The sequence below is a fragment of the Stenotrophomonas sp. SORGH_AS_0321 genome, from assembly GCF_031453215.1.
GTDB lineage: Bacteria > Pseudomonadota > Gammaproteobacteria > Xanthomonadales > Xanthomonadaceae > Stenotrophomonas > Stenotrophomonas chelatiphaga.
On the sequence record NZ_JAVIZG010000001.1, the window covers coordinates 3305539 to 3321242 of the forward strand.

At 67.9% G+C, this 15704-nt stretch carries 16 protein-coding genes; 8 read left to right on the forward strand and 8 right to left on the reverse strand.

All coding sequences use genetic code 11. From position 1 onward, the window contains the following. Window positions 1-55 precede the first annotated feature (55 nt). From QE373_RS14945 to sufT, 3 genes are all read right to left on the reverse strand, one after another. Window positions 56-1807, reverse strand: a complete 1752-nt coding sequence (locus QE373_RS14945; RefSeq protein WP_309687920.1) for a S8 family peptidase — start codon at window positions 1805-1807, stop codon at window positions 56-58. 423 nt (window positions 1808-2230) lie between these two features. Then, the gene (locus QE373_RS14950) at window positions 2231-3325 is read right to left on the reverse strand and encodes a branched-chain amino acid aminotransferase (protein ID WP_309687922.1); all 1095 of its coding nucleotides are present in this window, start codon (window positions 3323-3325) and stop codon (window positions 2231-2233) included. Window positions 3326-3391: 66 nt separating this feature from the next. Continuing rightward, complete coding sequence (sufT, locus tag QE373_RS14955) at window positions 3392-3943, reverse strand: putative Fe-S cluster assembly protein SufT (protein ID WP_057508116.1); 552 nt, start codon at window positions 3941-3943, stop codon at window positions 3392-3394. A 121-nt stretch (window positions 3944-4064) separates the two neighbouring features. On the opposite strand from sufT, the gene QE373_RS14960 reads away from it, so the two are divergent. After that, a complete protein-coding gene (locus QE373_RS14960; protein WP_309687924.1) occupies window positions 4065-4496 on the forward strand; it encodes a hypothetical protein in 432 nt (143 codons plus the stop codon). Between the two features lie 295 nt (window positions 4497-4791). Here QE373_RS14960 and QE373_RS14965 read toward each other — a convergent pair whose 3' ends face one another. After that, a complete protein-coding gene (locus tag QE373_RS14965) occupies window positions 4792-6252 on the reverse strand; it encodes an NAD(P)(+) transhydrogenase (Re/Si-specific) subunit beta (RefSeq protein WP_309687927.1) in 1461 nt (486 codons plus the stop codon). Next, window positions 6249-6569 (reverse strand): NAD(P) transhydrogenase subunit alpha, encoded by a 321-nt coding sequence (locus QE373_RS14970; RefSeq protein WP_057508133.1) that lies wholly within the window; start codon window positions 6567-6569, stop codon window positions 6249-6251. The genes QE373_RS14965 and QE373_RS14970 overlap by 4 nt, the downstream gene beginning before the upstream one ends. A 96-nt stretch (window positions 6570-6665) precedes the next feature. Here QE373_RS14970 and QE373_RS14975 point away from each other — a divergent pair, with 96 nt between their 5' ends. The 3 genes from QE373_RS14975 to QE373_RS14985 are packed head-to-tail and all read left to right on the forward strand — an operon-like array spanning window position 6666 to window position 8006. Then, window positions 6666-7244 carry an RNA polymerase sigma factor gene (locus QE373_RS14975; protein WP_309687932.1) on the forward strand — a complete coding sequence of 193 codons (579 nt, stop codon included), beginning with the start codon at window positions 6666-6668 and terminating at the stop codon, window positions 7242-7244. Continuing rightward, window positions 7241-7567, forward strand: a complete 327-nt coding sequence (locus tag QE373_RS14980; protein WP_309687934.1) for a hypothetical protein — start codon at window positions 7241-7243, stop codon at window positions 7565-7567. Before QE373_RS14975 ends, QE373_RS14980 begins: the two co-directional genes overlap by 4 nt. Before the next feature lie 4 nt (window positions 7568-7571). Further along, window positions 7572-8006, forward strand: coding sequence for a DUF3106 domain-containing protein (locus tag QE373_RS14985; protein WP_309687936.1), 435 nt, complete (start codon window positions 7572-7574; stop codon window positions 8004-8006). A gap of 142 nt (window positions 8007-8148) precedes the next feature. On the opposite strand, the gene QE373_RS14990 is transcribed toward QE373_RS14985, so the two are convergent. The 3 genes from QE373_RS14990 to QE373_RS15000 all read right to left on the reverse strand — a co-directional run bounded on the left by QE373_RS14990 (window position 8149) and on the right by QE373_RS15000 (window position 12259). After that, window positions 8149-9234, reverse strand: a complete 1086-nt coding sequence (locus QE373_RS14990; protein ID WP_309687939.1) for an NAD(P) transhydrogenase subunit alpha — start codon at window positions 9232-9234, stop codon at window positions 8149-8151. A gap of 102 nt (window positions 9235-9336) precedes the next feature. Beyond that, window positions 9337-9777, reverse strand: coding sequence for a hypothetical protein (locus QE373_RS14995; RefSeq protein WP_309687942.1), 441 nt, complete (start codon window positions 9775-9777; stop codon window positions 9337-9339). A 184-nt stretch (window positions 9778-9961) separates the two neighbouring features. Further along, window positions 9962-12259 (reverse strand): DUF1631 domain-containing protein, encoded by a 2298-nt coding sequence (locus QE373_RS15000; protein ID WP_309689840.1) that lies wholly within the window; start codon window positions 12257-12259, stop codon window positions 9962-9964. A gap of 462 nt (window positions 12260-12721) precedes the next feature. Here QE373_RS15000 and QE373_RS15005 point away from each other — a divergent pair, with 462 nt between their 5' ends. From QE373_RS15005 to QE373_RS15020, 4 genes are read left to right on the forward strand one after another with little or no spacing between them, the layout of a single operon-like run. After that, on the forward strand, window positions 12722-13303 hold the full coding sequence (locus QE373_RS15005; RefSeq protein WP_309687945.1) for a nitroreductase: 582 nt from the start codon (window positions 12722-12724) through the stop codon (window positions 13301-13303). Between the two features lie 47 nt (window positions 13304-13350). Beyond that, window positions 13351-14316 carry a 5'-3' exonuclease H3TH domain-containing protein gene (locus QE373_RS15010; RefSeq protein ID WP_309689843.1) on the forward strand — a complete coding sequence of 322 codons (966 nt, stop codon included), beginning with the start codon at window positions 13351-13353 and terminating at the stop codon, window positions 14314-14316. Then, window positions 14313-14867, forward strand: a complete 555-nt coding sequence (locus tag QE373_RS15015) for an NUDIX hydrolase (RefSeq protein ID WP_309687948.1) — start codon at window positions 14313-14315, stop codon at window positions 14865-14867. Before QE373_RS15010 ends, QE373_RS15015 begins: the two co-directional genes overlap by 4 nt. Next, window positions 14860-15654 carry an N-formylglutamate amidohydrolase gene (locus QE373_RS15020; protein ID WP_309687952.1) on the forward strand — a complete coding sequence of 265 codons (795 nt, stop codon included), beginning with the start codon at window positions 14860-14862 and terminating at the stop codon, window positions 15652-15654. Before QE373_RS15015 ends, QE373_RS15020 begins: the two co-directional genes overlap by 8 nt. The last annotated feature ends 50 nt before the right edge of the window (window positions 15655-15704 follow it).

The window sequence follows — 15704 nt, forward strand, 5'->3', positions numbered from 1 at the left end:
ACGACGACGCCCCGGCAGGGCCGGGGCGTCGAGGGACACGCTGGAACGGGTTTCGTCAGTACTGCGCGCGCACGGTCAATCCGGAGAACGTGCTGTAGGCCTTGATCCGCACGTGCCAGGTCCCCGCAGCCGGGTTGCTGATCGTGCAGGTCTCGTTGTTGCCGCTCAGGTAGGGACGGCAGGTGTACGTGGTGTCGGTCGGCGCGCTGCCCTGGCGCAGGTACAGGTCGGCATCCCCACTGCCGCCGCTGATCGCCACGCGCAGCTGGGTGGCCCCGCTGGGCACGCTGACGGTGTAGCTCAGCGCCGCACCGGATGCCGCCCCGAGTCCGCTCACCGCCACGTTGTTCTGCAGCACCGTGCCGGTGCCCGGATCCGGGTTGCCACCGCCGCCGCCCTGCGCAGCCACCACCGCCGCATCGGCGTTGACGATGCCCGCGCCGCAGCCACCGGAGCAGGCACCCGGCAGCGCGCGAGCGGTGTTCTTGATGATGGTTTCCACCTGCGCCGGGGTCAGCGCGGTGGGCGCCACCGACTGCATCAGCGCGACCACGCCGGCCACGTGCGGGGCGGCCATCGAGGTGCCGTTGTAGGACGCGTAGGTCGCCGAGCCCGGCACGGTGGTGCCGGTATTGAGGGTGGACAAAATGGCCTGGCCCGGTGCGGAGATGTCGATGCCGGCACCGAAGTTGGAGAAGCTGGCCTTCGCGCCGGTGCTGGTGGTTGCCGCCACCGCGATCACGTTGGCGCAGTTGGCCGGGACCGACGTGGAGACGTTGCTGGCTTCATTGCCGGCCGCCACCACCACGGTGGTGCCGCGTCCCACCGCGCCGTTGATCGCGTTCTGGTAGGTGGCCGAGCAGCTGCCGCCCCCGCCGAGGGACATGTTGATCACTTCAGCCGGGTTGGCATTGGCCGGCACGCCGCTGACGGTGCCGCCGGAGGCCCAGACGATCGCATCGGCGATGTCGGAGGTGTAGCCGCCGCACTTGCCGAGCACGCGCACCGGCACCACCTTGGCGTTGTAGGCCGTGCCGGCCACGCCAGTGCTGTTGTTGGTCACTGCGGCGACGGTGCCGGCGACGTGGGTGCCGTGCCAGCTGGAGTTGGACGCCGGATAACCCGCGCCACATTCGTTGGCTGCGTACCAGTCGCCCTCATCGTTGGGATTGTTGTCGCGGCCACCGCCATCGCGCGCCATCGCCGCGTCGCTGATGAAGTCATAGCCGGGCAGGATGTTCGCGTTCAGGTCCGGATGGCTGGTGATGCCGGTATCGATGACCGCCACCACCACGCCGGTGCCGGTCGACTTGTCCCAGGCCGGCCGCACGTTGATGGACGCATTGGACGTCCCGAAGCCCCACTGCTCGCCCAGGCGGGCATCGTTGGGCACCAGGGTCGGTCGCATGATCTGGTCGACCTCGACGTATTCCACGTTCGGGTCGGCGGCGAGCTTGCGCATCAGCAGTTCGGCCTGCGCGGCGTCCAGGGCCTGGTCGGCGCGGACCACGGTCGGGCCCAGCGCCAGCCGGCGCACCTGCTGCAGGCCCAGCGCGCGTCCCTGCGCAGCCGAGAGGCCCGATGCAGCGGTCTTGAGCGAGCTCGCCAGCGCGGACGGGGTGGCCAGCGGCGGACTGTTGTCGCGGAATTTGACGATGAACTGCTTGTGGGTCGGCGCGGACGACAGGCCGCTGAGGTGGACATCGCCGGCGAAAGCCGGGGCCACCAGCAGCAACGAGGTGAGCACGGAGCCCCCCATGACGACCAATGCACGCTGACGCAAACGCGGTTGCGAAACCTGGGACATCGGATTTCCTTTTCTGGGTTCTGGCATGGATGCCGGATTCGGCAGATGGCGCCGGTCGCGATTCGCAGGCTGCGCTGCATTGGCAGGAACCGGTGACCGGGGCGGACAGTCCCCCTGCGCTGTCCACAGGACCGAAGCTAGTCGGTTCGAGCCGATGACGACAGCGTTTCAGCCCCACTTCAGGGACATGAAATGTCGGAAATGAGACTTCTGGTGTCTAAAATTTGTAAAGGTGAAGGAACTTTCACGTACCTTTCACGGTCTTCGGCTGCTCTCTGGCCTGTCCTGGCATGACTGTGCCGACATCGGCCGTGCACTAAAAAAGCCCGTCACGGGGACGGGCTTTCCGGGGGCTTCCGCCGAGCGTGGCTCGGCGTTACCGGTTGCATGCCGAGCGTGGCCCGGCGGCATACCGTCAGCCGATCAACCCAGCTTGACCAGCCAGCCATGGCGGTCCGGCAGGCGACCGTACTGGATGTCGGTCAGTTCCTTGCGCAGCGACAGAGTCACTTCACCGGCCGGCGCGTTGATGTCGCCGACTTCGAAGCCTTCGCCCTTCAGCTGGCCGATCGGGGTCACCACCGCGGCGGTACCGCAGGCGAACACTTCGGTGATCTCACCGGAGGCCACGCCCTGCTTCCACTCGTCGATGCTGACCTTGCGCTCTTCCACCTTCATGCCACGGTCGCGGGCCAACTGCAGGATGCTTTCGCGGGTGATGCCTTCCAGGATGCTGCCCGACAGCTGCGGGGTCACCAGCGTGCCGTCCCTGTAGACCAGGAAGACGTTCATGCCGCCCAGCTCTTCCAGGTACTTGCCTTCGGTGGGGTCCAGGAACAGCACCTGAGAGCAGCCCTGCGCCTGCGCCTTCTGCTGCGGCAGCAGCGAAGCGGCATAGTTGCCGCCGCACTTGGCCGCACCGGTGCCGCCCTTGGCCGCGCGGGCGTATTCGGTGGACAGCCAGATCGACACCGGCGCCACGCCCTTGGCGAAGTAAGGGCCGGCCGGGCTGGCGATCACGTAGTAACCGGCCTTGTGCGCGCCGCGCACGCCGAGGAAGGCTTCATCGCCGATCATGAACGGACGGAAGTACAGGCTGGATTCGTCGGCCGACGGCACCCAGTCCTTGTCCAGCGCGACCAGCTGCTTCAACGATTCAACGAAGATGTCCACCGGCAGTTCCGGCAGCGCCAGGCGCTGCGCCGAACGCTGCAGGCGACGGCCGTTGGCCTCCGGGCGGAAGGTCCACACCGACCCGTCGGCGTGACGGTAGGCCTTGATGCCTTCGAAGATTTCCTGGCCGTAATGCAGCACCGCGGCGGCCGGATCGAGCAGCAGCGGACCGTAGGGGCGCACGTTGGCGTTGTGCCAGCCGGTGTCCTTGTCCCAGCGCACTTCCACCATGTGGTCGGTGAAGTGCAGGCCGAAGCCCGGCTTTTCCAGGATGGCGGCGCGTTCATCGGCGCTGCGCGGATGGGCCGAGCGGGTGACGTCGAAGCTGATGTTGGACTGGGACACCGGATGTTTCCTGTTCTGGTTGCGGTTGTTACCGGGATTCCACCACGCGGGCGGCGTACGGTCGGGTCAGAGCATGCCGGTTTCCAGCCGCGCCGACTCGGACATCATGTGGCGGCCCCACGGTGGGTCGAACACCAGTTCCACGTCGGCCTGGGCCACGGTGGGGATGATTTCCAGCTTGCTGCGCACGTCGTCGACCAGGATGTCGCCCATCCCGCAGCCAGGCGCGGTCAGGGTCATCTTGACGTCCACCTCGCGGCGGCCGTCGTCCAGGTGCTTGAGGTCCACTTCATAGACCAGGCCCAGATCGACGATGTTGAACGGGATCTCCGGGTCGAAGCAGGTGCGCAGCTGCTGCCACACCAGCTGTTCGACCTGCTCGTCGCTGGCGTCGTCGGCCAGCTCCAGCGGCGCCGGGGCCTCCTTGCCGATGGCATCGCCATCCCGCCCCGCGATGCGGAACAGGTTGCCTTCGACGAACACCGTATAGCTGCCACCCAGCGCCTGGGTGATGTAGCCATAGCTGCCGGCGGGCAGGGTCACCGTTTCGCCCTGCGGGACCATGACGGCCTCGCAGTCGCGTTCGAAGTGGACTGGTTCACTGCTACGGGAGTACATGAGGCTCGATCTGGGGGCTGCGGACGCGCCGCGCAAGGCGACATTTTAGCCCAGCGGCCCGGCGCCCGCCCGTGCACTGCGGCAAACCCAGTATCCTGTTGGCATCCAAAGGGAAATCCGCATGCCCTCTCCTGCTGTACGCACCAGGACCGTGTCCTGGCTCTGGCCCGTGATGTACCTGATCGGCGCCGGCACGGCCCTGCTGGCCTGGGTGTTTTTCGCATTGATGACCGGCCGCCAGCTGGGCTGGATGGCGATCGTGGTGGCGCTGGAACTGCTGTTCATGCTGCGCCTGGGCACCCTGCGCGGCGGCGTGCTGCGCGCGCTGCTGGTCGCCGGCGGTACGCTGCTGGTGACCGCGCTGGCCTGGTGGAGCATCGCCAGCGCCTGGCTGGGCGGGTCGATGGGGCTGACGCCCTGGGAGTCCGCGCTGCGCATGGGCCCGCACCTGGCGTGGACGCTGGTGGGGCTGGCCAACGTCACCGCCGACTGGCTGTGGCTGCCGGTGGCGCTGGTGTTCGCCACCTGGCTGGGCTGGCAGAAGCGCGTCTGACGCGAACCCGATGGCTCCGCTGGGTGACGACCGTTGGTCGTCACGCTGCTGCTCCCGGTAGTGACGGCCGCTGGCCGTCATGCCGCTGTTGCTCCGGTAGTGACGGCCGCTGGCCGTCATGCCGTTGTTGCTCCGGTAGTGACGGCCGCTGGCCGTCATGCCGTTGTTGCTCCGGTAGTGACGGCCGCTGGCCGTCATGCCGCTGTTGCTCCGGTAGTGACGGCCGCTGGCCGTCATGCCGTTGTTGCTCTGGTAGTGACGGCCGCTGGCCGTCATGCCGCTGCGGCGGGGGGCTTCAGTGCCCCCCATCCAGCCCTTTCAGTTCACTCACCAGCGAACCCGCCGCGGCCGCTCCATCGCCGTACAGCATGCGGGTGTTGTCCGCATAGAACAGCGCATTTTCAATCCCCGCAAAGCCCGTCCCGCGCCCGCGCTTGATCACCACCACGTTGCGCGCATTCACCACGTCCAGGATCGGCATGCCGTAGATCACGCTGGCCGGATCGGTGCGGGCCACCGGATTGACCACGTCGTTGGCCCCGATCACCAGCACCACGTCGGTGCTGGGGAACTCGGGATTGATGTCGTCCATGTCGGCGATCAGGTCGTACGGCACGCCCGCTTCGGCCAGCAGCACGTTCATGTGCCCGGGCATGCGACCGGCCACCGGATGGATGGCGAACTTCACCTTCACCCCGCGCGCGATCAGCCGCTGCGCCAGCTCCCAGATCTTGTGCTGCGCCTGCGCCACGGCCATGCCGTAGCCCGGCACGATCACCACGCGTTCGGCGAAGGCCATCATCGCCGCCACGTCGGAGGCATCGATCGGCTTCTGCGCACCGGTGATTTCCTGCGCCTCGCCGCCTGCACCGCCGCCGAAGTTGGAGAACAGCACGTTGCTGATCGGCCGGTTCATCGCCTTGGCCATCAGCCGGGTCAGCAGGATGCCGGCCGCACCGACCATCATGCCGGCGATGATCAGCGCCTCGTTGCCCAGCACATAGCCTTCGAAGGACACCGCCAGGCCGGTGAACGCGTTGTACAGCGAGATCACCACCGGCATGTCCGCCCCTCCGATCGGCAGGGTCATCAGCACGCCCAGTGCCAGCGCCAGCACGAAGAAGGCGATGATCGCCCACAGCGCGAGAGTGCTGGCGGCGATGATGCCCAGCACCACCACGGCCACCGCGACGATCATGTTCAGCGCCTGCTGCCCCGGCCAGGTGATGCGCCGGTCCAGGCGGCCGTCCAGCTTGGCCCAGGCGATCACCGAACCGGACAGCGACACCGCGCCGATGGCCGCACCGGTCACTGCCAGCGTCAGCACCATCGCCGAGGGCTGGCGTGCGGCCAGGTCGGCCAGTGCCTGCGCGCTCCAATGGCTGGTATCGCGGTTGGCCAGCGCGGACCAGCGCAGCAGTTCCACCGCACCGATGGCCGCGGCCGAACCCCCGCCCATGCCGTTGTACAGCGCCACCATCTGCGGCATGTCGGTGATGGCGACCTTGCCGGCCGACCACCACGCCAACCCGCCGCCCAGCGCCAGCGCGACCAGAATCAGCGGGATGTTGTGCAGTTCGGGCAGGAAGAAGGTGGCCACGGTGGCCACCAGCATGCCCAGGCCCGCCCAGCGGATGCCGCTGCGGGCGGTGAGCGGGGAGGCCATGCGCTGCAGGCCGAGCAGGAACAGCGTGGCAGCGACGAGGTAACTGGTCTTGACCAGCCAATCCAGCAGTTCAGGCGTGCTGACGTTCAAGGCTGCGGCTCCTTGGCGGCATCGGTGGGCGCCGGCTTGATGCTGGGCTTGAACATTTCCAGCATGCGCGCGGTGACCACGTAGCCGCCGGCGGCATTGCCTGCCCCCAGCACCACCGCGACGAACCCGAGGATCTTTTCCAGCGGCGTCTGCGCATGGCCCAGCACTACCATCGCGCCGATCAGCACGATGCCGTGGATGAAGTTCGAACCGGACATCAGCGGGGTATGCAGGATCACCGGCACCCGCGAGATGATCACATGGCCGGCGATGGCCGCCAGCATGAAGATGTACAGCGCAACGAATCCGTCACTCACCGGCACGACTCCCGCTCTGGATGTAGGCCCCATCATAACCACGCGCTGAACCGTGCGCGCTTTGCTGTCAACGCCGGCTGCCTGCACGCGTTGTCCATGGTGAGCCCGACGAAGGATCCGTACCCTGTGCTGGTGAGCAGCCCCCTGGCCCCGACCGCCGACGCACCGCCCGCATCGCTGGACCAGTTCCTGGCCGGGGTGGGACCGCGCGCGTTCCGCTTCGCCGAGGCCGGCCTGCGCCATCGCGAGGATGCACTGGACGCGGTGCAGGACAGCCTGATCCGGATGCTGGACTACCGGGACAAGCCGGCCGCCGAGTGGCCGCCGCTGTTCTGGAGCATCCTGCGCCGGCGGGTGATCGACCTGCAGCGCCGTCGCCGCTTCCGCCTGCCGTTCTGGCGTGACAACGTGGACAGCGACGGTGAGCCGGTGGACTGGGCCGATGAGGGCCCGGGCCCGGCCGAGGTCCATGCCGAGCGCGAACAGTACGATGCGCTGGTGCAGGCGCTGCGCGCGCTGCCGCCGCGACAGCGCGAAGCCTTCACCCTGCGCGTGCTGCAGGACCTGGACGGCGCCACCACCGCACGCGCCATGGGCTGCAGCGAAGGCGCGGTAAAGACCCACCTGGCGCGTGCCCGCGACGCGCTGAGAACCCTGATGGAGAATCCGACGTGAGCCGCACCCTGCCCCCAGACGACCAGCTGCACGCCCTGCACCAGCAGGCCGTACAGGCGCTGTCGCCCGCCACCTTGGCGCGCCTGCGCAGCGCGCGGCATGCCACGGCGGCATCACCGCGGCGCCCGGCGTGGTGGATGGCCACCGCCTTCGCAGGGGTAGCGGCGCTGGGCGTCGGCCTCAGCCTGCAGCTGCGCTCGCCGCCTTCGTCGGTGCCTGCGGTGGCGCCGATGGTGGCCGCGCTGGAAAGCGATGGCACCGCACTGGATGAAAACCCCGATCTTTACCTGTGGCTGGCCAGCACCGACCTGGCGATGGAGTGACCTGATGAACGCCTATCTCCCTTCCCGCCTGCTGCCTGTGCTGCTGGTGTTGCTGTGCGCCGGTGGCGCGGCATTCGCGCAGGATGCCGCGCCGCCGGCGTGGGAACAGTTGAGCCCGGCCCAGCGCGATGCACTGGTCGCGCCGCTGCGCGACCGCTGGAACAGCGCCCCGCCCGCGCAACGCCAGCGCATGCTGCAGCACGGCCAACGCTGGCAGTCGATGACACCCGAACAGCGCGACCAGGCCCGCAAGGGCATGCGCCGCTTCGATGGCATGAGCCCGGAGCAGCGCGAACAGGCCCGCGCACTGTTCGGCAAGATGCGCGGCATGAGCCCGGAACAGCGCAAGGAACTGCGCGCACGCTGGGGCACGATGACCAACGACCAGCGCCGGCAGTGGGTGCGCGACAACCCGCCGCCCCCGCGCAACCGCGACTGACCGGTAGCGACGGCCGCTGGCTGTCCTGTTGCGGTTTCGGTAGGTGACGACCGTTGGTCGTCACGCTGTTGCTCCGGTAGTGACGGCCGCTGGCCGTCAACCACGCACTCCCGGCTTGGCGGTCAGCGGCCGTCACTACCGCTCAGCCACCCGCCATCCAGCGCGTTTTGGCCAACAACTCATCGTCCCAGTCGAACCGCACTTCCCCGTCCTGCACGAACAGGCTGACGAAGTTCAACACGTTGCGCGCGTACATCTCGCTGGCCTGCGCCGCGCCCAGGCTGGCCAAGTTCAGCGGGCCATCCACCACCACCCCGGCGTGCTCGATGCAGTCGCCCGGCACGGTCACCGCACAGTTGCCACCGCTCTCCGCCGCAAGGTCGACGATCACGCTGCCCGGCGCCATGCCTTCCACCATCGCCTGGCTCAGGATCACCGGCGCAGTCCTCCCCGGCACCGCCGCCGTGCAGATCACCACATCCACGCCACGCAGATGGTCGGCCAGCCGCTGTTGCTGCAGCGCGCGCTCTTCATCGGTCAGCGCACGCGCATAGCCGCCCTCGCCGGCCGCACTCACCCCCAGGTCAAGGAAGCGCGCGCCCAGCGACTGGATCTGCTCACGGGTTTCCGGTCGCACATCGAAGCCTTCCACCTGCGCGCCGAGCCGCCGCGCCGTGGCAACAGCCTGCAGACCGGCCACGCCGGCACCTACCACCAGCACCTTGGCCGGCCGCACCGTACCGGCAGCGGTAGTCAGCATCGGGAAGAAGCGCGGCGCCCGTTGGGCGGCGATCAGCGTGGCCTTGTAACCGGCCATGCCGGCCTGGGAACTCAGTACATCCATCGATTGCGCGCGGGTGGTACGCGGCAGCAGTTGCAACGGAAACAGCTGCAGCCCCGGCTGCGAGGCCAGTGCAGTCAGCCCTGCATCGCGCGCCGGCTGCAGCAGCCCGACCACGCTGGCACCGGGCTTCAACCGTGCCAGCCGCGCCGGATCGGGTGACTGCACGCAGAGCAGCGCATCGATATCCGCCCAGCGGCTGTCATCGACCAGCAATGCGCCGGCATCCAGATAGGCCTGGTCAGGGAAGCCCGCCGATGTGCCCGCACCGGCCTCGAACCAGACCGTGGCACCGCGCGCGGCCAGTTTCTTCGCGGTTTCCGGGGTGAGCGCCACACGGCGCTCTCCTGGTGCAGTTTCCTTTACTCCCAGCAACGCTACGGCCATGCGCTTCCCCGCCAACGAGTGATGCGCCGATGGTAGCGCGCGCTTGGGGGTGGGGGTAGCGCCGAGCCACGCTCGGCGAGCGAAGCAGCAAACCGGGTTCCCTCACCACACTCCCGGATCGGTCATCAACTGCGCCTCAAGGCGCACATCAAACGCCTGCTTCATTCGCGACAACTGCTCCAGCCAGGCGGCATTGCCTTCGTAGCTGATGCAGGAAAGAAACCCGCCAGAGCTGCTGACCAGCGCCTTCATCGGCGCAAATCCGCCGTCGACCACCAACACCACTGTTGCCACTTCAAGGACCGGCTCCCTGTTCGGAAACGCGATGGCGTCATCGACTGCCAGCCGGCCCCGTACCGTGCGGCGCAGTGCCACGGTACCGCCTCCCACCGCGCGCTGGACGTCGTTGATACCGTCCACCTGGCGCTGCCACAGCACGGCCGTTTCCGGGCTCATACAGGTTTTCGCTTCGTCGAGGATCAGTTGCTCCAGGTCAGACAAGGCGTTTCGACGTGAGAACAGCGATCTCAGGATGGACTTCATTGTCTGTTCCCGCTGCCAGTTCCATGGAATCGCCCCGATTCCGCGCGTTCTACGCCTTCAAATCAAGGGCCAACAACGTCATGCGCACCGGCTCATTTAAAAAAAGGGGACGGAGGGGATTAAGTCGTAATCAGCTTGGTCGATTACGACTTAATCCCCTCCGTCCCCTTTTTTTCCGGACAGGTCAGTGGACGGTGGTGTTTCCGCGCGGATCCAGGCGGTCGATCACGCCTTGCATGGCGCTGTCGAAAGCGCCGTCGTCCACGTGCGGGCGCAGGCGGCCCAGGCGCACCATCACCGCCAGTTCTTCCGGCGATGCGACGCAGAAGCGAACGCCGCGGCGGTTGACGAACAGCAGCCGTTGCGAGATCGGGCTGATCCACGACAGCTTGCCGGCCTGCACCTTGCCGTCCTTGTCGATGAAGTCCAGCCAGATGCCGACTTCCATGCGACGGAATCGATCCGCGTCGGCATTGTCGAAATTGTCGTCTTCCACCGATGCGGTGACGTCCACCGATGCGGTATCCGATGCCGGCGGCGCAGGCAGCACCACCTGCGGCAGCTCGGGCAGCGCGCGCTCCAGTTCCGGGCGCGACTCGGCGATGCTCTGCAGGGTGTCGTGCAACGCATCCACCGCGCGTGCGGCGCCGTCACCGTGCACACCGACGCTGGCGAACACGCGGCCCAATGCCGGCTGCCAGGCCTGCAGCCACGGCTTGCCGACGATCTTGCGGCGCGCTTCAGCCACTTCATCCAGCAGGCCGTCGGCCAGGGTCAGGGCTTCGGCCACCGATGCCCCCTCTTCGCCTTCGCGCAGCAGCGCCAGGGTCAGGTGATGCTGCCACGGCTGGCGCAGGAACTCGGCGATCGCCTGCGGCAGCGTGGCGTCGGCGATGCGGCGATCCAGTTCGGCACTGGCGCGGGCACGGGCCATTTCCAGTTTTTCCTGGCCGCGCTGGGTTTCCGCGGCGCGCCGCTCGGCGATCTCGATCCGGCGCCGGTGCTGGGCCAGGAAATCGCGGAACTCTTCTTCCAGGGTCAGGAAGATGGCGAGGTTCTCATTGAACTCGGCCACCAGCCGTTCGATGATCTCTTCGACCTTGCCCATCAGCACGCGCTCGGCCTGGCTTTCGCCGGTGTTGCCTTCGCACGCTTCGGCCAGCGAATTGAGCAGCTTGCGAGCCGGATGGGTCTTCTGCACGAACATGCGGCGGTCCAGCATGGCGACCTTGACGAACGGCACCACCAGCCGGCCGATCAACTCGCGCGAACGCCCTTCCAGTTCGCGCTCGTCCAGCATCACGTCGAACAGCATGCCGACCAGGTCGATGGCATCTTCGTCCTGCGGGTCCAGGCGGGCCTGGCTGGGATCCACACCCAGCTGGGTGGCATTGGACAGCACTTCGCTTTTCAGGCGCTGCGCCAGCGATTCCCCGTCTTCGCCGATCGCCGCACGCAGCGTGGCACTCGGCGTGGCCTGCAGCAGCGACAGCACCGACATCATTTCGCGCTGGCTCAGCGGTCGCTGCTGGCCCACCGCGACCTGCGCGGCGGACGTGGCGTCCTCGCGCACATGGCGGGTCTGCCGCAGCAGTTCGTGCAGCGCATCCAGCAGCATGCCCTGCTCACCGCCGGGACCGCCCTGGCCACCGTCGACATCGCCGGCGTGGCCCTGCAGGTTGCCGCGCTGCTGGGCCCAGCGGTCCGTGAAGCGCTGCGCCCACGCCGGTGCGCCCTGGCTGCCATCGGCACCGTCGGCGCCGGGTGGATGACGGTGCTCCACCAGATCGTCGAGCATGCCCTGCGGCGGCGGGCTGGGCGCCCGTTGCGGAGCCGCGCGGCGCGGCGCGGAGACATTCGGCAGCACCCCGGCCTTGGCCAAGTGGTCGTCGACTTTTTCGTAGATCTTGCCGATCGGGGCGTGCAGGTCGCGCTCGCACAGCTTGATCAGCACCAGCCGCACTTCCGGGGCCAGTTCGCAGCCGGCGAAGGCTTCGTGGATGGCTACGCCCAGTTGTTCAGGGCTGATCGGGTTGGTGTCGGCGTCCAGCTCCAGGCCACCGCCGATCCAGCCCAGGCGCAGGTCGAGCCGACCCAGCACGGATTTGAAATCGCGCAGCAGCAGCATCGCGAACTGACGCACCGCCAGCCGCGATTCCAGCTCGTGTTCGCCGACCAGGCTCAGGCCATCGTCGCGGTGCCCGGACAGCGTCGCTTCGGCCGACAACGGCGCGCCGCTTTCAAAAGCCTCCCAGCTGCGCTGCAGGTGGGCGGAGAAACCGTCGCTGATCTCCTGGCGCCGACGACGCAGTTCACGCATGCCATCCAGGAACAACAACTGGGATGCGCCAGCAGTAGCGGCGCGATCGAACAGCACGTCGTCAAACCGCGAAAGCACGGTCGTGAACGCAAGCGTGATGGCCGGCAATGCCGCCTCACGGACCAGCATGAGCTGGGACACGTCGCGTCCCGGCGCTCCCATCGGACTGGGCGTCACCATGCGAGAAGGCTCCCCACCTTCGCAGAATCTCGATACGACAACGATGACATGACTGCCCGCGCCTCCCCAGCGCCGGCAGATCGATGGTAGGCCGTCCAAGCCACCGCGGACAGTGAAACAGTCCTCACTTCCGAACCTCATGACCAGACGACCGGCAAGGTACGTATCGTAAGCGCTGCGGGGCCTGCAGCGCGAGCACTGCAACGCGCTCGGCGCACGGCGGGGGCAAGATGGACATCACAGTTGTCGCTGGGGGGAGGTAACGGGCCGGCGGCCCGTCCGGCCTCGAACTATACCGCCGCCAAGGTGATGAACCGTTCATCTACAGCGTGAAGAGAGTTCGCACTTTGGCGGTTCGCGACGACGTGCGGGTCAGGGACTCAGCGGGGCGCCAGATGGCGCTCGCTATACTGACGTTCCGCTCCAAACGGATGGCTTTTCCGCATGTCTGAACCCGCTGCCCTGCTTGCCCTCGACGCCCGCCGTTCCGTGCCTTCGCGGCAGCTGGGCGAGCCCGGCCCGGACGCCGCCACCCTGCTGCGCATGCTGCAGTCGGCCGTGCGCGTTCCCGACCACGGCAAGCGCGTGCCGTTCCGCTTCCTGAAGATCAGCGGTGATGCCCGTCAGACGCTGGGCGCCTTCCTGGCCGAGCGCGCGCTGCAGCGCGACCCGGACATTTCCGCCGCGCAGCTGGACAAGGATCGCCAGCGCTTCGCGCATGCCCCGCTGGTGATCACCGTGGTGGCCAGCCCCAGGCCGGACGCCAAGGTGCCCGAGCAGGAACAGCTGATGACCGCCGGCTGCGTCTGCTTCGCGTTGCTGCAGGCCGCCCAGGCCTTTGGTTTCGGTGCGCAGTGGCTGACCGCCTGGATGGCCTTCGACCCGGCCGTACACGCTCACCTGGGGCTGGCCGACGGCGAGCAGATTGCCGGCTTCATCCACATCGGCACCCCGAAGACCGCCGTCCCGGAGCGCGAGCGCCCCGATGCCGCCACCCTGCTGCAGGACTGGACGGGCGTGGCGTGAGCGCGAGGGTGGACCCGCTGGATTCGCTGGATCCGATCGCCGAAGGCATCGCGCAGGCGCTTGCCGCTGACGCCGGTGCCCGCCCGCCGTTGTACCTGGTGGATGCCAGCATCTACATCTTCCGCGCGTGGCATTCGCTGCCCGACCAGTTCCAGGACGCGCAGGGCTGGCCGACCAACGCGGTGCATGGCTTTGCCCGCTTCCTGCTGGAACTGCTGGAGCGCCAGCGTCCGCAGCACATCGCCATCGCCTTCGACGAGGCGCTGGACAGCTGCTACCGCAACCGCCTTTACCCGGCCTACAAGGCCAACCGCGATCCGGCACCGGAGGAACTGCGGCGCCAGTTCGTGCACTGCAAGGCGCTGTGCGCCGCGCTCGGGCTGGCGGTGATGGGCCACGCTGACTACGAGGCCGATGACCTGATCGGCAGCGCGCTGCATGCGCACCGGGCCAGCCACCGCGGCATCATCATTTCCGCCGACAAGGACCTGTCGCAGCTGCTGCTGCAGCATGACGAACAGTGGGATTTCGCCCGCAACGTGCGCTGGGACATGCACGGGGTGAAGGGCCGGCTCGGCGTGCACGCGCACCAGGTCGCCGATTTCCTCGCGCTGTGCGGTGATGCGGTGGACAACATCCCCGGCATCACCGGCGTGGGCAGCAAGTCCGCCGCCGTGCTGCTGGCCCATTTCGGCAGCCTGGACGCGCTGTACGAGCGTCTGGACGAAGTACCGTTCCTGCGCCTGCGCGGCGCGAGCCAGATGGCGGTGCGGCTGCGCGAACAGCGCGAACACGCATTGCTGTGGCGCGAGCTGACCACCATCGCGTTGAACGCGCCGCTGGATGGCACCGTCGCCGGCATGCCGCGCGGCCAGGCCGACGGCGAACTGCTGGAAGGCTTGTGCAGCACCCTGCGCTTCGGCCCGCTGACCCGCCGCCGGCTGTTCGCCGCCGCCGGCCTGGCCGACGCCTCCGCACCACCCCCTTATCCTCCATCAAGCGAGTTCGCATGAGCCAGCGCAACAACGAACCCCCGCGCGTCGTCTTCGAAGGCAAGTTCCAGCGCATGGTGGTGCGCGGCAGCTGGGAGTACAGCGAACGCACCCATGCCGGTGGACTGGCGGCGATCATCATCGCGGTCACCCCGCAGGACAACGTGCTGTTCGTCGAACAGTTCCGCGTGCCGCTGCAGGCAAGGACCATCGAAATGCCGGCCGGCCTGGTCGGTGACATCGACGCCGGTGAATCCATCGAAATTTCCGCCGTGCGCGAGCTGGAAGAAGAGACCGGCTGGACCGCCGAACACGCCGAGGTCCTGATGATCGGCCCGACGTCTTCCGGTGCCAGCAGCGAGAAAATCGCCTTCGTGCGCGCCACCGGGCTGACCCGGGTCGGTGCCGGTGGCGGTGATGACAGCGAAGACATCACCGTGCACGAAATACCGCGTGCGCAGGCCGCTGCCTGGCTGGTGCAGAAGATCGCCGAAGGCTACGAGCTGGATGCCAAGCTGTGGGCCGGGCTGTGGATGATCGACCACCACCTGGACGGCACCCCGCGTGGCTGACACGGGAGCGCACGCACTGCCTGCTTTGCTGGACGCGCATGACCCTGCGGTCTACACGATCCACCAGCCGCAGGGCAGCGCCGACTTCCTGCTGCTGGCCGACCATGCAGGGCAGCAGATACCGCGCTCGCTGGCGGCACTGGGCCTGCCGCAGGCGGAGCTGGACCGGCATATCGGCTGGGACATCGGCATTGCCGGCACCACCCGCGCACTGGCACAGCGGCTGGATGCCTGGGCCATTGAACAGACCTATTCGCGGCTGTTGATCGACTGCAACCGGCCGCTGGCATCGCCGACGCTGATCCCCGAAACCAGCGACGGCACCGTGGTGCCTGGCAACACGGCGCTGACGGCCGCGCAGCGGCAGCAACGCATCGATGCCATCCATGCGCCGTACCACGCACGCATCAACGCGGAACTGGATGCACGCCGCGATGCCGCGCGCCCGACCCTGCTGGTGATGATGCACAGCTTCACCCCGGTGATGAACGGCGTGCAGCGGCCCTGGCATGCCGGCGTGCTGTATCACCAGGACACGCGTTTCGCGCAGCCGCTGCTGCGCGCGCTGGGCGCAGAGGGCGACCTGGTGGTCGGTGACAACCAGCCGTACTCGGTGACCCCGACCAGTGATTACGCGGTGCCCGTGCACGGTGAAGGCCGTGGCCTGGTGCATGTGGAACTGGAAATCCGCCAGGACCTGATTGCCGACGAAGCCGGCCAGCAGGCCTGGGCGGAACGGCTGGCGCGGATTTTCAGCCGCCTGCACGCGGAGCTGCTGCACCAGTAATGCTTTGGGTAGTGACGGCCGCTGGCCGTCATGGGTTCCGTGCATGACGG